General features: G+C 72.8%; 12 protein-coding genes. 5 read left to right on the top strand and 7 right to left on the bottom strand.

Features of this window, described 5'->3' with window-relative positions; all coding sequences use genetic code 11:
• The first annotated feature begins 18 nt into the window (after positions 1–18).
• The 3 genes from ACFO0B_RS30985 to ACFO0B_RS30975 all read left to right on the top strand — a co-directional run bounded on the left by ACFO0B_RS30985 (position 19) and on the right by ACFO0B_RS30975 (position 5,111).
• A complete protein-coding gene (locus ACFO0B_RS30985; protein ID WP_378617119.1) occupies positions 19–1,329 on the top strand; it encodes a LuxR C-terminal-related transcriptional regulator in 1,311 nt (436 codons plus the stop codon).
• 315 nt (positions 1,330–1,644) lie between these two features.
• A complete protein-coding gene (locus ACFO0B_RS30980; protein WP_378617117.1) occupies positions 1,645–3,786 on the top strand; it encodes a hypothetical protein in 2,142 nt (713 codons plus the stop codon).
• 116 nt (positions 3,787–3,902) lie between these two features.
• Positions 3,903–5,111 carry an alcohol dehydrogenase catalytic domain-containing protein gene (locus ACFO0B_RS30975; RefSeq protein WP_378617115.1) on the top strand — a complete coding sequence of 403 codons (1,209 nt, stop codon included), beginning with the start codon at positions 3,903–3,905 and terminating at the stop codon, positions 5,109–5,111.
• A gap of 209 nt (positions 5,112–5,320) precedes the next feature.
• Here the strand turns inward: ACFO0B_RS30975 and ACFO0B_RS30970 are convergent, their stop codons facing one another.
• The 3 genes from ACFO0B_RS30970 to ACFO0B_RS30960 form a co-directional block, all read right to left on the bottom strand.
• Positions 5,321–5,536 (bottom strand): DUF4287 domain-containing protein, encoded by a 216-nt coding sequence (locus ACFO0B_RS30970; RefSeq protein WP_378617113.1) that lies wholly within the window; start codon positions 5,534–5,536, stop codon positions 5,321–5,323.
• 58 nt (positions 5,537–5,594) lie between these two features.
• On the bottom strand, positions 5,595–6,074 hold the full coding sequence (locus ACFO0B_RS30965; RefSeq protein ID WP_378617112.1) for a hypothetical protein: 480 nt from the start codon (positions 6,072–6,074) through the stop codon (positions 5,595–5,597).
• Between the two features lie 131 nt (positions 6,075–6,205).
• A complete protein-coding gene (locus ACFO0B_RS30960; protein WP_378617110.1) occupies positions 6,206–7,012 on the bottom strand; it encodes an SDR family NAD(P)-dependent oxidoreductase in 807 nt (268 codons plus the stop codon).
• A gap of 114 nt (positions 7,013–7,126) precedes the next feature.
• On the opposite strand from ACFO0B_RS30960, the gene ACFO0B_RS30955 reads away from it, so the two are divergent.
• Positions 7,127–8,263, top strand: a complete 1,137-nt coding sequence (locus ACFO0B_RS30955) for a mechanosensitive ion channel family protein (protein WP_378617108.1) — start codon at positions 7,127–7,129, stop codon at positions 8,261–8,263.
• Positions 8,264–8,375: 112 nt separating this feature from the next.
• On the opposite strand, the gene ACFO0B_RS30950 is transcribed toward ACFO0B_RS30955, so the two are convergent.
• Both ACFO0B_RS30950 and ACFO0B_RS30945 read right to left on the bottom strand, forming a co-directional pair.
• Entirely contained in the window at positions 8,376–9,245 is an 870-nt protein-coding gene (locus tag ACFO0B_RS30950) for an LLM class F420-dependent oxidoreductase (RefSeq protein ID WP_378617106.1), read from the bottom strand.
• A 47-nt stretch (positions 9,246–9,292) separates the two neighbouring features.
• Positions 9,293–10,450 carry a serpin family protein gene (locus ACFO0B_RS30945; protein ID WP_378617104.1) on the bottom strand — a complete coding sequence of 386 codons (1,158 nt, stop codon included), beginning with the start codon at positions 10,448–10,450 and terminating at the stop codon, positions 9,293–9,295.
• A gap of 35 nt (positions 10,451–10,485) precedes the next feature.
• Here ACFO0B_RS30945 and ACFO0B_RS30940 point away from each other — a divergent pair, with 35 nt between their 5' ends.
• On the top strand, positions 10,486–11,115 hold the full coding sequence (locus ACFO0B_RS30940; protein WP_378617103.1) for a hypothetical protein: 630 nt from the start codon (positions 10,486–10,488) through the stop codon (positions 11,113–11,115).
• Positions 11,116–11,118: 3 nt separating this feature from the next.
• On the opposite strand, the gene ACFO0B_RS30935 is transcribed toward ACFO0B_RS30940, so the two are convergent.
• Together ACFO0B_RS30935 and ACFO0B_RS30930 are read right to left on the bottom strand one after the other, a co-directional pair.
• Positions 11,119–14,262, bottom strand: a complete 3,144-nt coding sequence (locus ACFO0B_RS30935) for an ATP-binding protein (RefSeq protein ID WP_378617101.1) — start codon at positions 14,260–14,262, stop codon at positions 11,119–11,121.
• Complete coding sequence (locus tag ACFO0B_RS30930) at positions 14,259–14,864, bottom strand: hypothetical protein (RefSeq protein ID WP_378617099.1); 606 nt, start codon at positions 14,862–14,864, stop codon at positions 14,259–14,261. The genes ACFO0B_RS30935 and ACFO0B_RS30930 overlap by 4 nt, the downstream gene beginning before the upstream one ends.
• Between the last annotated feature and the right edge of the window lie 16 nt (positions 14,865–14,880).

Raw genomic sequence — 14,880 nt, 5'->3', positions numbered from 1 at the left:
CGCCTAGACTCGGCCGCGATGGCCGAGACCTCCGCTGACCTGCCCGCCCTGCGCGCGGTGATCGACGGCCCGCTGGCCGAGATCGCCCGCCGCTTCTCCCGGTACCTGGCCGAGCGGTGGCCACACGACGCGCTGGTGATCTTCACCAGGGAGTGCACCGGCCGGCCGCGCAAGGTGGCGGGCGCCGCCGAGGTGGTCGATCGGGTCGGCATCGGCGAGCTGGAGGCGGTGCGCTCCGCGCTTGCTCCGGGGGAGCACGCCGAGCTCACGGCCCGGCTCGGCGAGGCGCCGCGCCGCCTGTGGGCGGTGCTCGACCGCTCCGGGATCCTGCTGATCCTCGTACCGCGGAAGCCGGCGAGGGCCGGGCGGGATGCCATCGACCCGGAGACGGCCGCGCCGTGTGCGGCCGACGAGCGCTGCGCGCTGCCCGGCGCGGCCGAGCTGGCCGCCCGCTTCGGCGTCGTCGCCACCTCGATCCGGCAGCAGGTGGCCCAGGCCAGCCCGGAGTACCTCACCGAGGCGCGCGCCGCCTCCGCGGAGCGGGCCCGCGCGGTCGCCGAACTCACCGCCGCGCACGAGGCCACGCTCACCGCGGTCCTCGCCACCCTGCGTGCCACCGGGCTGGACGACCGGCAGGCGCGGGCGGCCGCCGTCGAAACCGCCTCCGCCGCACTGCTCGCCGCCCGCGCGGGCCGCGCCACCGAGCGCGCGCTGGCCGAGGAGCCACCCGCCGCGGCCTTCGACCGGCTGCGCGCCGAGCTCGCCCCGGTACTCAGGGACACCGAGGTGCTCTTCGCCGCCCCCGGCGCGGGCGCCCCGCTGCCCGGCGAGATCGCCGTCGGCGCCAGGGCCATGACCACCGCCGTCGTGCTCGCCTTCGTCGGCCGGCCCGGGCTGCGCCGGCTCCGGGTCGGCTGGGAGCACGCCGACGCCGCGCTCTGCATCGATGTGCGCGACCAGGCGTCCGGTGTCATCGACGCCGACGCGCTGCGCCGCGCCCTCGAGGGCCGGGTCCGCACGCTGCGCGCCGCGCTGGAGATCGAGGCGCTGCCCGGGTGGGGCTGCCGGGTGGTCCTGCGGCTCCCGCTGGCCGCGCCGACGGTGCGCAGGGAGCGCGGCGCGCTGGACCGGCTGAACCGGCGCGAGCGCGAGGTGCTCGGCCTGCTCGCCGCGGGCAGGCGCAACCGTGCCATCGCCGCCGAGCTCGGGGTCGCGGAGAGCACGGTCAAGTTCCACGTCACCGGTGTGCTGAAGAAACTGGCGGTCTCCACCCGCGGCGAGGCCGCCGCGCTCGGCGTGCGCGCCGGGCTGCTGCCGGGCTCGCCCTGAGTGCCGATCCGGTGCTGCCGGAACCGCTTTCGGTGCGTCTCGGGGGAGAACCGATGCCGCGCAACCCCGGTCGCTATTGACATATTTCGCCACCGTCTCCGATGCTGCGCCGAGGTGGCGATACGCTCTGCGCCGAAGTCGATCGCGCCCGCGCTCCGGGCGGGACCGTTCGGACCCGCGGAGTCCGCGGAATGAGCGATAGCGAAAGGGCATGAAAGCAATTCGGCCACGACGGTGCGACGAACGGCGAAGCCGGGTACCGTACCCACGCGTGATCACTTGTCTGCCATCGTATCTTCCCGGCAGGGAGTCGCAGTGACCATCGACCAGAACAACGAAGACGATGTCACCGCGCTGGCGAGGCGGGTCGAGCGGGCGAGGGGCCGTCTCGCGTACCAGTTCGATCCGGCGCTGACCCAGGCGCTCTCGGAGGACGAACTACGCGCCGAGCGCGAGCTCGCCGAGCGCATCCGCGTCGAGGAGCGCGGGCAACGGTGGAAAGAGGTGCAGGCCGCCGCCGCGGCCTCGGACCGCGCCAGGCAGACCACCGAAGCCATCGAGAAGGCCGACATGCGAGATCTCCTGCTCGCCCGTAGAGCGATCGCCGCGCAGCGGCGCGAGTCGAGCCCGCACGCCAAACTCGCCTCGCTCTACCGGCATCGGGCCTGGTCGCTGCGCGCCCTCGCCGGCGTCGTCACGGCGGGCATGCTGTGGTCGGCGGTCAACGTCCAGCAGAACATCGCGCCCGGCGGCCCGACCGACCCGCTCTTCTGGTTCAGCTACCTGCTCGAGGCGATGATCAGCGCGTGTCTGATCATCATCATGATCGGCACCAACAAGGTGGCCGAGTGGGGCGTCATCGACAACCGGCGCCAGGTGCTCGCCGCCGAGGCCGCGCTGCTGCTGCTGACCGTCTCGCTGAACACCTATCCGTATGTCCGGCTGGGCAACTGGTACGACGCCGCGGTGCACGCGGTGGCGCCGGTGATGATCGGCGTCGCGCTGCTCATCCACGACGCGGTGAGCGCCCGCTACGGCCTGGCGATCGCCAGGGCGACGGCCCAGGTGCGCGACCTCCCGGACGCCACCGACCAGATCCGGCTGCGGATGCCGGGCGCCTACCGCGGCAGCGCCATCACCGAACTCGGCAGGCCGCCGATCGACGAGCCCGCCGCGCTGCCCCCGATGGCCGAGGGCGAGTACGAGGTCGTCGAAGAGGACGAGCTGCCGCCGGAGGATCCGGACAACGATCCGGACGCCGCCGAGCAGCCGGACGAGGACGAGCGCACCGAACTCACCGGCGGCGCCGAGGAGGCGAGCGCCTTCCGCTCGCCGAATCAGCCCGCGCGGCAGCCGGTGACCGCCGAGCTGGCCGAGGTCGAGGAGGAGGCGGTCGAGGAGCCGAAGCCCGCCCCGGTCAAGCGCGCCAAGGCCGTCGTCAAGGCCACCAAGCCGGTGGCGGCGAAGCCGCAGCGCGCATCGGAGGAGGTGGCCGCGGACGACGCCCCGACCGGAGTGATCCCGGCCGTCGACGCCGAGGCCGACGCCCCCGTCGAGCCGCAGCCCGCCAAGCCCGCGCGCAAGACCGCAGCCAAGGCGGCGCGGCCCGCGGCGAAGACGGCCGCCAAGACCGTCGCCGTGAAGCAGGCACCGGTCGAGGAGGCCGCGCCCGCCGTCGAGGAGCAGTCCGCGCCGAAGCCGGCCGCGAAGATCGCCGAGCCGGCCGCTGCGCAGCCCGTGGCCAAGCCCGCCGCGGTGCGGTCGAAGCCGACCGCTGTCCCGGAGCCCACTCCGGCACCGGCCGCCACCGAGCCCGTCGTCCGGCCCGCCGCCGCCCGGGTGGCCGAGCCGATCGCCGCGCCCGCGGCGCAGCCCGCCGCCGCGCGGGCCGCGCAGCCGGCGGCAGCACGGTCCGCTCAGCCCGCGGCGGCGGCACGGTCGGCTCAGCCGGCGGCAGCGGCTCGGTCGGCGCAGCCGGCGGCAGCGGCTCGGTCCGCGCAGCCTGCCCGTGCCGCCCAGCCCGCCGCCCGTGCCGCGGGCCAGGGCAGGGCGGCCGCCGCGGCGCAGCCGGTGTCCAGGCAGGCCACCGCCCGCGCGGCCGCGCCGGTCGAGGTTCCGGAGCCGGATCGCCCGGCCGCCCCGGTGATCAGCTTCGCCAGCAAGGCCGCCGCCCGGCCCGCCGCGGATCGCGACCCGATCATGATGCCGATCGAGCCGACCCCGTCCCGCCCGCGCTCCTCCGGCCCGCGCACCGGTCCGCTGGCCGCCGTCGGCAGGAAGAAGAAGGCACCCGAGCCCGAGCCCGCGCCGATCCCGGCCACCTCGGACGTCTACGACACCGGCGCGCTCCGGGTCGCCGACATGCTGGAGCAGGAGCTCGCCGAGCTCCGCGAGAAGCGGCGCCAGGCGCGCGCCGCCGGTCGCAGCAGCCGCTCCTCCTCGAGCCGGGACTACTGAACCGGCCGCCACACCGAAGCCACAGGGCCCTGACCCCCGCGCGGGGGCCGGGGCCCTGTTTTCGTCTCCGGACCCCGGGTAGCCGCGCCCCGACCTACCGAGAAGAGGAGAACGACGTGAAAGCAGTCGTCTGGCACGACGTCGGTGACATCCGCCTCGACGAGGTGAGCGACCCGAAGATCCAGGAGCCGACCGACGCGATAGTGCGGATCACCACCTCCGCCATCTGCGGCACCGACCTGCACCTGGTGCGCGGCACCATGCCCGGGTTGCTGCCCGGCACCGTGCTCGGGCACGAAGCGGTCGGGGTGGTCGAGGAGACCGGCTCCGCGGTGCGCGGCTTCGCGCGGGGAGACCGGGTGGTGGTGTGCTCCACCATCGCCTGCGGTTACTGCGGCTACTGCCGGGCGGGCTACTACGCGCAGTGCGATGTCGCCAATCCGAACGGCCCGCAGGCCGGCACCAGCTTCTTCGGCGGCCCGGAGGGCACCGGCCCGGTGGACGGCCTGCAGGCCGAGTACGCGCGCATCCCGTACGCCGCGACCACCCTGGTCGCGGTTCCGGACGCGGTCACCGACGAGCAGGCCATCATGGTCTCCGACGTGCTGCCGACCGGCTGGTTCGGCGCGAAGCTGGCGCAAGTCACGCCGGGTGACACGGTGCTGGTGTTCGGCGCGGGCGTGGTCGGGCAGTGCGCGATCGCCTCGGCGAAGCGGCAGGGGGCGTCCCGGGTGCTGGTGGTGGACGGCCTCGCCGACCGGCTCGAGGTCGCCCGCTCGCAGAACGCCGAGCCGATCGACTTCGATGCCGAGGACCCGGTGGCCGCGGTGCGCGAGCTGACCGGCGGTATCGGCGTGGACCGGGTGATCGACGCGGTCGGCGTCGACGCTCAGCGCCCGAAGTCGGGCCCCGCGGCGGCGAACCTGCCGGTGGACGCCGGCACCTTCGAGGCAGAGCGCGCGAAGGCGGCGCCCGAGGGCAATACCGGCGACGGCCAGTGGCTGGCGGGTGACGGCCCGAGCCTGGTGCTGCGCTGGGCCGCCGACGCCGTCGCCAAGGCCGGCAGCATCGGCATCATCGGGGTGTACCCGCCGGACTTCGACGCCTTCCCGGTCGGCGCGACGGTGAACAAGAATCTCACGGTCCAGGGCGGCAACTGCAACCACCGCCGCTACATCCCCGGCCTGCTCGGCCGGGTCGCGCGCGGCGACATCGACCCCACCCGCTTCATCACCCAGCGCATCGAGACGGTCGCCGCGATCGATGCCTACCGGGAGTTCGACCTGCGCCACGACGGCTGGCTGAAAACCGTGGTGAACGTCTAGAAAGAACGCTGCGCGCCCGGCCGGGCCGGCGGGCGCGCAGCGCGGTTGGCGGATTCCCGGCGCGGACCGCGGTGTTCTCCTGCGCTTCGGCGACCTCGGTCTCCAGGCCACCCTCGGCGACGGCGGCGAGCCGGGCGGCGGCACCGAAGTGGCTGAGCTCTCGCGATTCTGCTACGGAAGATACCGTCGCGGCATCGGTTTCGGCGCCGTCAGCTCGCCCACTTCTCCGGGTTCAGGTGGTACGCCGCGAGCGCGGTGGCGTGGCCGTGGCCCAGCCCGTGCTCGCTCTTCAGCCACTCGACCAGCGGCTTCTGCTTGTCGTGGCCGGAGGCGGTGATGGTCTCCAGCCACTCGGGGATGGTGCGGCCGTACTTCGCCTCGATGGCGGGGAAGTAGGAGGCCGGGCCCTTCGGCTTGTCCGTCATGTCGAATCTCCTTCTCGCGGATCGCGTCGTCAACGGTGACGGGGCGGCGGGGCGGAATTCATCGCGGCGGGTAGGCGAGGGCGAGGAAGGCGTGCACGGTGCGGAGGAGTTCGCGGCCGAGGGCGCGGTCGTCGTCGTGCGCGGGGAGCTCGAGCGACCAGCGGGTGAGGGTCTGCTCGGCCTCGGTGGCGAGGTGCAGCAGGGGGAGGCGGTCGGGCCCGAGACCGAGGACGACGAGGCGGGCGCAGTGGTCGGCGATGTCGAGGACGGCGAGCAGTTCGGCGGGGACCGCGGTGCCGGAGTGCGTGCCCGCCAGCGCGGCGGCGCCGTGGCAGCGCTGCGCCACCTCGCCGAGCGCCGCCGCGAGCCGAGCCGAATCCGGCGCGACGAGGTTGGCGCGAACCGTCGATACCGCGGCTTCGATACCGCGCAGCCGGAGCCGGATCATCCGCGGATCGCGATCCGCGTCGAACTCGGCGCGAGCGGCGGCGATCGAGGTCGCGGCTGCTCGGACTCCGATGCTGGTCGCTGCGGTCATCCGCCCCGCCTTCCGTTCCGCCCGGCCTTCCTGAACAGCCGCCCAGGAAGGAATCGGACGTAACATACTCCCGGTCCAGCTGACCCGCCACCTGGCCATATGTGGAACGGCGATTCACATGATCCGGCGGTTCAGACCGCTTTGCGCAACCCCGCGTCGACCAGGAGGTCGGATCCGGTGGTGCTGGCCGAGCGCGGCGAGCAGAGCAGCACGACGGCGTCCGCGATCTCCTGCGGATCGATCAGCCGTCCGGTCGTGAGCGCCATCATGGCGGCCGCGCCGCCGCCGAGCACGGCGTCCCGATCCGAACCGGTGGCCGCGGCGATCACCTCCGCCGCCCCGCCCGGGTCGGTCCACCACGGCGTCACCACCGGCCCCGGCGAGACCGTGTTCACCCGGATGCCCCGCGGCCCGTACTCCTCGGAGAGCGCCTTGGTGAGGTTGTTGATCCCGGCCTTGGCCACCCCGTAGTCGACATTGATCGCGCTCGGCACGTGCGCGTGCGTCGAGGAGATGTTGACGATCGCGCCGCCGCCGCGGGCCAGCATGAGCGGCACCGCCGCGCGCACCGCCCGCACCGTCGCCATCACGTTGAAGTCGAACATGGCGAGCCAATCGGCATCGTCCAGCGCGGTGAAGGAGAAGCGCGGGAGCACCGCGCCCGGCGGCGGGCCACCGGCATTGTTGACCAGCACGTCGACCCCGCCGAAGAGCTCGGCCGCGCGCTCGATCGCGCGGGCGGGGCCCGCCGGGGTCGCCAGGTCGGCGGCGACGTGCACCAGCCGATCGCCGGCGAGTTCGGTCAGCTCGGGGGTCGGGCGGCGGGAGACCGCGACCACCAGCGCGCCCTCGGCGCGCAGCGTGCGCGCGGTGGCGAGCCCGATGCCCTTCGATGCCCCGGTGACCACCGCGACCTTGTCCTGCAACAGAAGATCCATGCGTTCAGCCTCGCCCGCGCGGCACTCCGGTGCTGGCGGCTTCCGGCCCTCGCGCTGGCGGGTGGCGCGGATCGCACCCCCGAGTGAGCCTGCACAGCGTGGGTAGCCTGTCGGGTGGACCGCACCGAACGACTACACGACAGGGAGTTCTACGCCTTGGAGGACGTCATCCGGCCGCTCATCGTCTTCGGCGTCACCGTCGCGATCACCGTGCTCGCCGGGCTGGTCTTGGACCGCCTGCTGCAGTACAGCGCGCGGAAACGCCCGGACAACCGATTGCCGCTCCTGCTGCGGCGCCTGCAGTTACCGGTGCAGGTGCTGCTCGGAACGGTGGCCCTGCACCTCACGTACCCCCTCGCGGAACTGCATCTGAAGCAGGACGCGATGATTCGCAACATCCTCGCCACGATGGCCGTCATGGCCCTGGCCTGGACCGTCATCCGCTTCGCCGACGCGGTGGCGGAGAACACCCTCTCGGCCTACTCGCACCGCACCCAGGACATCGCCAGGGTGCGGCAGCTGCGCACCCAGCTCGGGCTGGTGCGCCGGATCATCACCTCGATCCTGGTGGTCACCACCGCCGCGGTGGCGATCCTGCTGCTCTTCCCGACCATGCGCACGCTCGGCACCTCGCTGCTGGCCTCGGCAGGCGTGATCGGCATCATCGCCGGTGTGGCGGCCCAGTCGACGCTGAGCAATCTGGTGGCCGGGCTGCAGATCGCCTTCGGCGACTCGGTCAAGATCGGCGACACCGTCGTGGTCGAAGGGGAGATGGGCACGGTCGAGGAGATCACCCTCGCCTTCCTCACCGTGCGGATCTGGGACGACCGCAGGCTGACCATGCCGGTCTCGTACTTCAACAACATGCCGTACGAGAACTGGTCGCGCGGGGGTTCGCAGATCACCGGGACGGTGTTCCTGCATCTCGATCACTGCACGCCGATCGACGCGCTCCGCGACCACCTGCGCGACTTCCTGAAGCAGCGGGAGGACTGGGACGGTCGCACCTGGAATCTGCTGGTCACCGACAGCACACCGACCAATATCGTGGTGCGCGCCTCGATGTCGGCGGCCGACGCCGACGATGTCTGGACGCTGCGCTGCGCGGTGCGCGAGGAGCTCATCGGCTGGCTCGGGGAGCATCACCCGCGGGCGCTGCCGAAGGTCGCCACCGCGGTGATCGGGGCCGGTGAATTCGAGATGCCGTCGGCGGAGAAGCGGGTGCTCGACGGGGTCGGGGCCGGGCGGTAGATCGGCTCGCGGCCGACCCCGGATTCCGTCCGGCCGTGCGGGCGAGCCGGGGTCCGGCTCGCCCGCAGGTCCGCGGTCGCCGGGCCCAGGCACCCCGGCTCGCCGATCGGGGTCAGCCCAGCTCGGCGAGTTGCGGGACCACCGGTGCCAGGCTGTCGATCCACGCCGCGGGCTTGCCCGCGGGCGGCATGACGATCGCCTGGTGCACACCGATCTTCGCGTAGTCGGCCAGCCCGCGGACGAAGCCGTCGTGATCGTCCGGGTTCGGCGAACCGGCCATCACCGTCACCCGGATCTCGGCGAAATCCCGGCCGACGGTGTCGCAGTGCCCGCGCAGCACGTCGAGTTTGTGCTCGACGTCGGCGGCCGAGGTGCCGAACAGGTTGCAGCGGTCGGCGTACTGCGCCACCAGCCGCAGCGTCTTCTTCTCGCCGCCGCCGCCGATCAGCACCGGCGGGGTGCGCAGCGGCTGCGGCGAGTTCAGCGTCTCCGCCAGCTGGTAGTGCTTGCCCTCGAACGGCCCGTTGTTCGCCGGGTCCCACATCTGCTTGACGATCCGCAGCGCCTCCTCCAACCGCTCGAACCGCTCCGCGATCGGCGGGTACGGCACGCCGAGGCCGAGGTGCTCGCGCTCGAACCAGGCCGCGCCGATGCCGAGCACCGCCCGCCCGCCGGAGAGCACGTCCAGCGTGCTGACGATCTTGGCGAGCAGCCCCGGGTGCCGGTAGGTGACGCCGGTGACCAGCAGCCCGAGGTCGATGGTGCTGGTGTGCGCGGCGAGGTAGCCGAGGGTGGTGTACCCCTCCAGCATGTTCGCCTCGGCGGGCAGCCCGGTCGGCTCGATCTGGAAGAAGTGGTCCATGAAGGAGAGCCAGGTCGCGCCGGACTCCTCCGCGGCCCGGCCGACCGCGGCCAGCTCACCGGCGATGGCCGCGGGCCCGCCGTCGATGTCGAAGATGGGAACGTGGATGCCGAGCTGCATGACGTGAACCCTCCTGGGTGTCGGTGACGAACTCGGTACCGACGCTATTACCTGGAGTGCACTCCAGGGCAAGCCGACACCCAGCCGGCCACCACCGCGAGCCCGCCGGCCCGGTGCACGAGCAGGAATCCGAACGGGCGGTCGAAGCGCACCCGCAGCGCGGTCGTCGTGCGCTTCGGCGGCAGCGCGGGCCTGGCCGACCCGGCCCGCATGCCGAACGCGCTCACCGCGGCCGCCGTGAAGCCGGTCGCGCCGAACTCGGCCAGCACGCCCTGTGCCCCCTGCTGCACCGCGAGCGGCTCCGGCGAGAGGCCGGGGAAGTGCCCGCGGGCCGGGTCCAGCGCCGCGCGCAGCCCGAACAGCTCCGGATGCTCGAGCAGGTCGTGCTGCGAGCGGACCAGGAAACTCGGCAGCTCGACCCGCAGCGAATCCTGCTGCTGGTGGCCGTACACCTCCTCCCTGGTGAGCCCGGGGCCCTCGGCATCCAGCCCGGTGCGCACCGGGACCGCGTCCGCGAGCGCGGCGATGCCCGCGCCGAGTACCGCGCCGGGTTGCTCGGGGCCGAGCAGCAGGTGCACATCGGCATCGCCGATGCCGTCGACCACCAGCCGGGTCACCGGCGTCTCCGCGTCGAGCACCGCGATGTCGGTGACCCACGGGACCGTGCGGGTGAGCCCCGCCGTCCGCTGCCCGCGCCACGGCCCGTCCTCCGGGGTGAGCGTGGTTTTCTGGAACTCGGTGCGCCACCGCAGATCAGCGGCGAGCGCGGTGGCCAGCACCAGCAGCGTGCCCCGGTCGACGGTGAGCGGGAAGCGGTCGATCAGCCCCTTCGTGTAGCGGCGGGCCCAGTCGTCCAGTGCCTGCTGCCCGGTGAGCGGCGCGATCGTCCCGGCGGGCACCGAGGCGCGCCACTCCGGGCGCAGTGGCAGCCCGTCGCGCACCCAGAAGCCGAGCGCGGCGGAGAGGTCGAGCGAGCCCGCCAGCAGCTCGAGCAACCGCAGCCCGCCCTCGTGCGCCGCCGTCGCCGGAATGCCGAGCGCGGTCTCCAGTTCGGTGCGCGCCTGCCCCTCGGCAGCACCGGTGAGCAGCGCGAGCAACGGCCATACCCCCGCGCCGGAGAGCACGAAATCGCTCGAGCCGGCCGCAGCGGCCCAGCGCGCGGTCAGCGCGTTGGCGGCGGTCGACTCCGGTGAGTTGGTGCGCACGGCACCAGGATACGAAGCACGGCTATCCTCCCCGCATGCCCGACCCCACGCACGGCGTCCCGCTCGTCGAGCGGGTGCTCGAGGTGGTGCGCCGCGATCCCGCCGCCTCCCTGCTCGACCACCAGCCCGTGCCGTGGGTGACCGGCGCACCCCGCCCCATGCCCGCCGACGAACTCGCCGACGCCGTCTTCCCCTCCGGCCGGCCGGTGAGCCCCAGCCTGCGCGCCTGGCTCGGCTACGACACCGGGCTGCTGGCGCGGCACGGCTGGTTCGCCGCCGACGGCACCTTCGCCCCGCGCCCGCTCGACCGCTTCGTCGCCGACGAGATGGGCGCCGCCTGGGCGCCCGAATTCGCCGGTCTCGCCGAGCGGTTCGACGAGTGCCTCCTGCTCCCCGGCGGCTCGGACTCCCGGCGGCTGCTCGCTGTCGGCCCGGTCGACGGCACCGGCGAGTACCCCGTGCTCGCGCTCGACTTCGACGACCTGCCCTACCTGGGGCTCATGTACCCCGGCTTCGACGTCTACCTCGGGGACACCGCCGGGGTGCTGGAGTTCGAGTTCCCGGAGTACACCGCGCTGGTCGGGCATCCGGTCTACAGCAGGCGGATGCGGGAGCACGGGGCGCGGTGGTTCGGCGGGGAGCTGGAGGTGCAGTTTCCGTTCTGAGGGTCAGGGGCGGGTGGTGCGGGCTCTGGCCAGGACCTCGTCTTCGGTGAGGGCGCTGGCGGGGTGGTGGCTCAGGCACATGGGCACCGCCAACCGGGCGAAGCCGGTGCCCTCGGAGGTGCCGTAGAAATTGCCCGCGCCGAGTCGGGCGAGGTCGTCCACCTGGCCGCCCTTGGCCCTGGCCAGCTCCATGGCCGCCTGGATCTGGACCGGGGCGTTCAGCCTGCCGAAGAACTGGATGGCCGCATTGCCGGTGACCCGGTTGTCCAGCCCCTTCGGCGCCTGCGTCGCGTACACCATGCCGAGGCCGTACTTGCGTGCCTGCGCCGCCAGCTGCAACGTGCTCTGGCTGGAGACCACGGTCCTGCCCTGCGGGACGAAGGTCTGCGCCTCGTCCAGCACCAGCAGCCCGCCGAGCGGGCGATCCCCCGCCGGATTCCGCTTGATCCAGGCGAAGAGCGCGAGCTGGAGCTGGTTCACGAAGGTCTGCCGCTGCTCGTCCACCGGCAGCCCGATGCAGCTGATCACCGAGATCCTGGCCCGCTTGCCCGGGCGCGGGGTGAGCAGCATGCCGGGATCGAGCCGGGTGCCCGCGCCGCCGAAGACCGGGTCGTTGATGGTGGCGGCGGCGAGTTCGTCGGCGATGCCCGCGGCCAGCTTGGCCGCGTCCCGGATGGTGCTGACCCCGTCGGGCAGGTCGCCGAGGAGGTCGACGAACTCGCCGAGGTCGCAGCCGCCGTCCCCGGCGAACTTCGTCAGGGCCTGGATCAGCACCGCCTTTCCGGTCGCGGTGCGGCGTCCGGTCAGCCCGGTACGGGGGAGCAGGCCCTCCACCGAGGCGTCGATGGCGATGCGGAACTCGTCCGGGTCGTCCAGGACGCCGGCGAAGTCGGGCAGCGGGTTCAGCGCGATCGGGTTGCCGGTCTCGCGGCGGGGTGTCCAGATCACCACGTCGGTGTCGTCCAGGTAGCGCTCGGCGCGGGCGGCGTCACCCTCGATCCAGCTCGCCGGTGGGGCGGGCCAGGCGTCGCCGAGGCGGGCCAGGTCGTTGTTGGTGTCGATCAAGATCGAGGAGACGCCGTGCAGTGCGGCCTCTTCCACCAGGCGGCGGAGGAGGACGGTCTTGCCGGAGCCGCTGCCGGCGAAGACGGCGGTGTGTTTGCGCAGGAGGACGAGTGGGGTGCGGAGGTCCTTGCCTGTTCGAGTCCTGCGGCCGAGGAGCACGGTGGGCTCGTCCGGGTTGTCCGCCTCGACCGGGTTCCCGGTGCTCGACGGCTCGGTCACCGGCGCGTCGACGCCCTGTTGGACGGGTGTCAGTTCCTTGCGGTCCGGCAGCTCGGGCGTCCGGCCGCCTGCGTCCGGTGGATGGTGACCGTTTCCCGGCTCGCCGAAGACCCGCAGGAACAGCTCGCTATGGCTGGCCGGGCGCCGCGCCGCCAACCAACCCGCCAACCCGGGCGCGCGCTCGGCGAGCAGTGTCTCCAGCGCGGTGAAGGTCCTGAGGTCGGCGGCCGAGATCGGCACCGCCACCCCCCGCGCCGCCTCGAAATCGGCGAGCGTGGTCGTGGTGACCGGCCCGGTGGAGAAGGTGGAGTTGCGCAGCACCACCAGGTGCCGCTTGGCCGCGTTCGGCTGGATCCCCGACTCCAGCGAGGCCGAGCGCAGCCGGGCCAGCACGGCCCGGTGGTGGCTGTGTGCGATGGCCCGGAAGCTCCAGTGTTCCTCGTCCTCGCTGGCCTCGTCCAGGGTGCGGCGGAGTCGGGCGTGCAGGGCGGGGGAGACGGTGCGGTCCGGGTCGATGGTGAGTTCCTGGCTGCCCCGGTTCTGCTCCAGTACGTAGCATTGCAGGGCCGCGTTGAGCAGCGCGACCATGCGCTCGTCCTCGAACCGGGGGTCCAAGGGCCTGATGACGTCGGCGGACTCATGGAGCGCGGAGTAGCGGGTGTCGAGCGCGCTCAAGTCGATCCGGTCCGGCACGGGAGTCCCTGCCGGTTCGGCTACGGCGCCGAAATCGTCCAGCTCGACGACGGTGTCGCGGGCGAGGCAGTGGGCCACGTGCTTCTCCAGCTGCTGGAGCAGCTTGCGGGGGGTGAAGTGCACCACCGGGAGGCGCTCGAACGCGGCGGCAAGCACCGGCCAGGTGGGGTACGGCGGATCGAAGCCGATCTCGCCGTACAGTCCGCCCAGGTGCCGCTCCACGATCGCCCTGGCGACATCGACACCGGGCATGGTGGTGGAGAGCTCCAGCTTGGTGAAGCGGTCGGCGGCCGAATTCACCGCGCGCTTGCTGATCAACTCCCAGGACTTCGGAATGCAGGCCGCGACGATCACGGTGCGCGTGGTCTCCTCGCGCATCCGCATCAGCCCGTCGGCGAGCCGGTTGGCCAGTCCGTCCTCGTCGTTCTGGTCGGACTGGGCGATGACGGTGTCGAGCTGGTCGATGGCGAGCACCACCGGCCCGGCGAGCGCGAAGATCCGGCACAGGTCGTGGAAGAGCAGCTGCGACGGCTTGCCGCGCTGCCGGAATCCCCACTCCTGCCGAGCCGATTCCTCGATGCCGTCGTCCAGGGTGAGGTAAGCGAGACCGATTTCGCGCAGCGGCCCACGTGCCCGGTAGAGCACCAGCGCGCGGAGGGTGTCGGCGCACTCGGTGGCCACCTGGATGTCGAGATCCTCGATGCGTGCGACGAAGTCCTTCAGATGTGGTGGCTGCACCTCGAGGTTGCCGCGCAGCCGCATGGTGAGCTCTTTGTCGCAGCCGGTGCGCTCGGCCAGCTCGCCGAGGAGCCAGCCCAGCCGCCCGCCCTCGGCGAGCAGCCGCGAGACGATGCCGTGCACCGCGCCGGCCCAGAAGGAGGAGCCGTCGATCAGCTTGGGCATGAAGAAGGCGCCGCCCGCCTGTTCGACCAGCTCGCGCATCCAGCCGAGCATGTGGGTCTTGCCGACGCCGCGGTCGCCGTGAAGTACCAGCCCGGTCGGTGATCGCCGCGGGTGATCGGCTGCCCGTCGCACCGCCCGTTCGATCTCTGCGGCAGCCTTCGGATGCAGGCCGTCCACATGGTGGCTCAGCGGACTCCAGATCTCGTCCGGGGTGAGCGCGCTGCTGAACTGGATCGAGGCGAGGGCGTGGTACTGCTCCTCGTTCACCGGGCGGCCTCGATGGTGAGCAGATGCCGGGACGTGCCGCCGAGCTCCACCGCGGCATCGTGGTCCCGGTCGGTCAGCGTCTTCTGGTCGGCCTCGGACCGGACGTGTATTCCCTCCCGGCGCGCCAATTGCTCGATGGCCACGTCGAATTCACTCCGCGACACGTCGGTCAACCGCTCGCGCAGTACGGCGAGCCGGATCGGTTGATCTCCGCCCTTGGTAACCGCCGCATACGCCGCCACCACGCGGCTCGGCACGTCCGGCCGGAAGATCTCGGCAACCACCTGTCCGGTCCCGTTCAGATGCCTGCGCAAACCGGCGAGCACCGAGTACAGAGCCCCACCCGCGGGGCCGGAGCGGGCGGGGCGCTGGGCGCTCATCTCGTCGGCGCACCACACCGCTCCGCGATCGGTGAGCTCGTGCGCGTACGTGCGGCCCACCTTGGTGCTGGCGATCAACCCCCGCTCGTTCAACTGCTCCCGCTGCGGCCGCTCCAGGCGCAACCCGGCGAGCCCGTACAGCTCGGCATTGGTGAGCTCCCTCGCCTCGGCCAGCAGGACGAGCAGGACGCAGCGCTGGGTGAGGGTCAACCGGTCGGACATGCGGGCTTCCGTTTCT

The sequence above is a fragment of the Nocardia jiangsuensis genome, assembly GCF_042650385.1.
In the GTDB taxonomy this organism is placed as follows: domain Bacteria; phylum Actinomycetota; class Actinomycetes; order Mycobacteriales; family Mycobacteriaceae; genus Nocardia; species Nocardia jiangsuensis.
The sequence above is the reverse complement of the archived record's forward strand: the minus strand, read 5'-3'. Positions and strand labels throughout refer to the sequence as shown.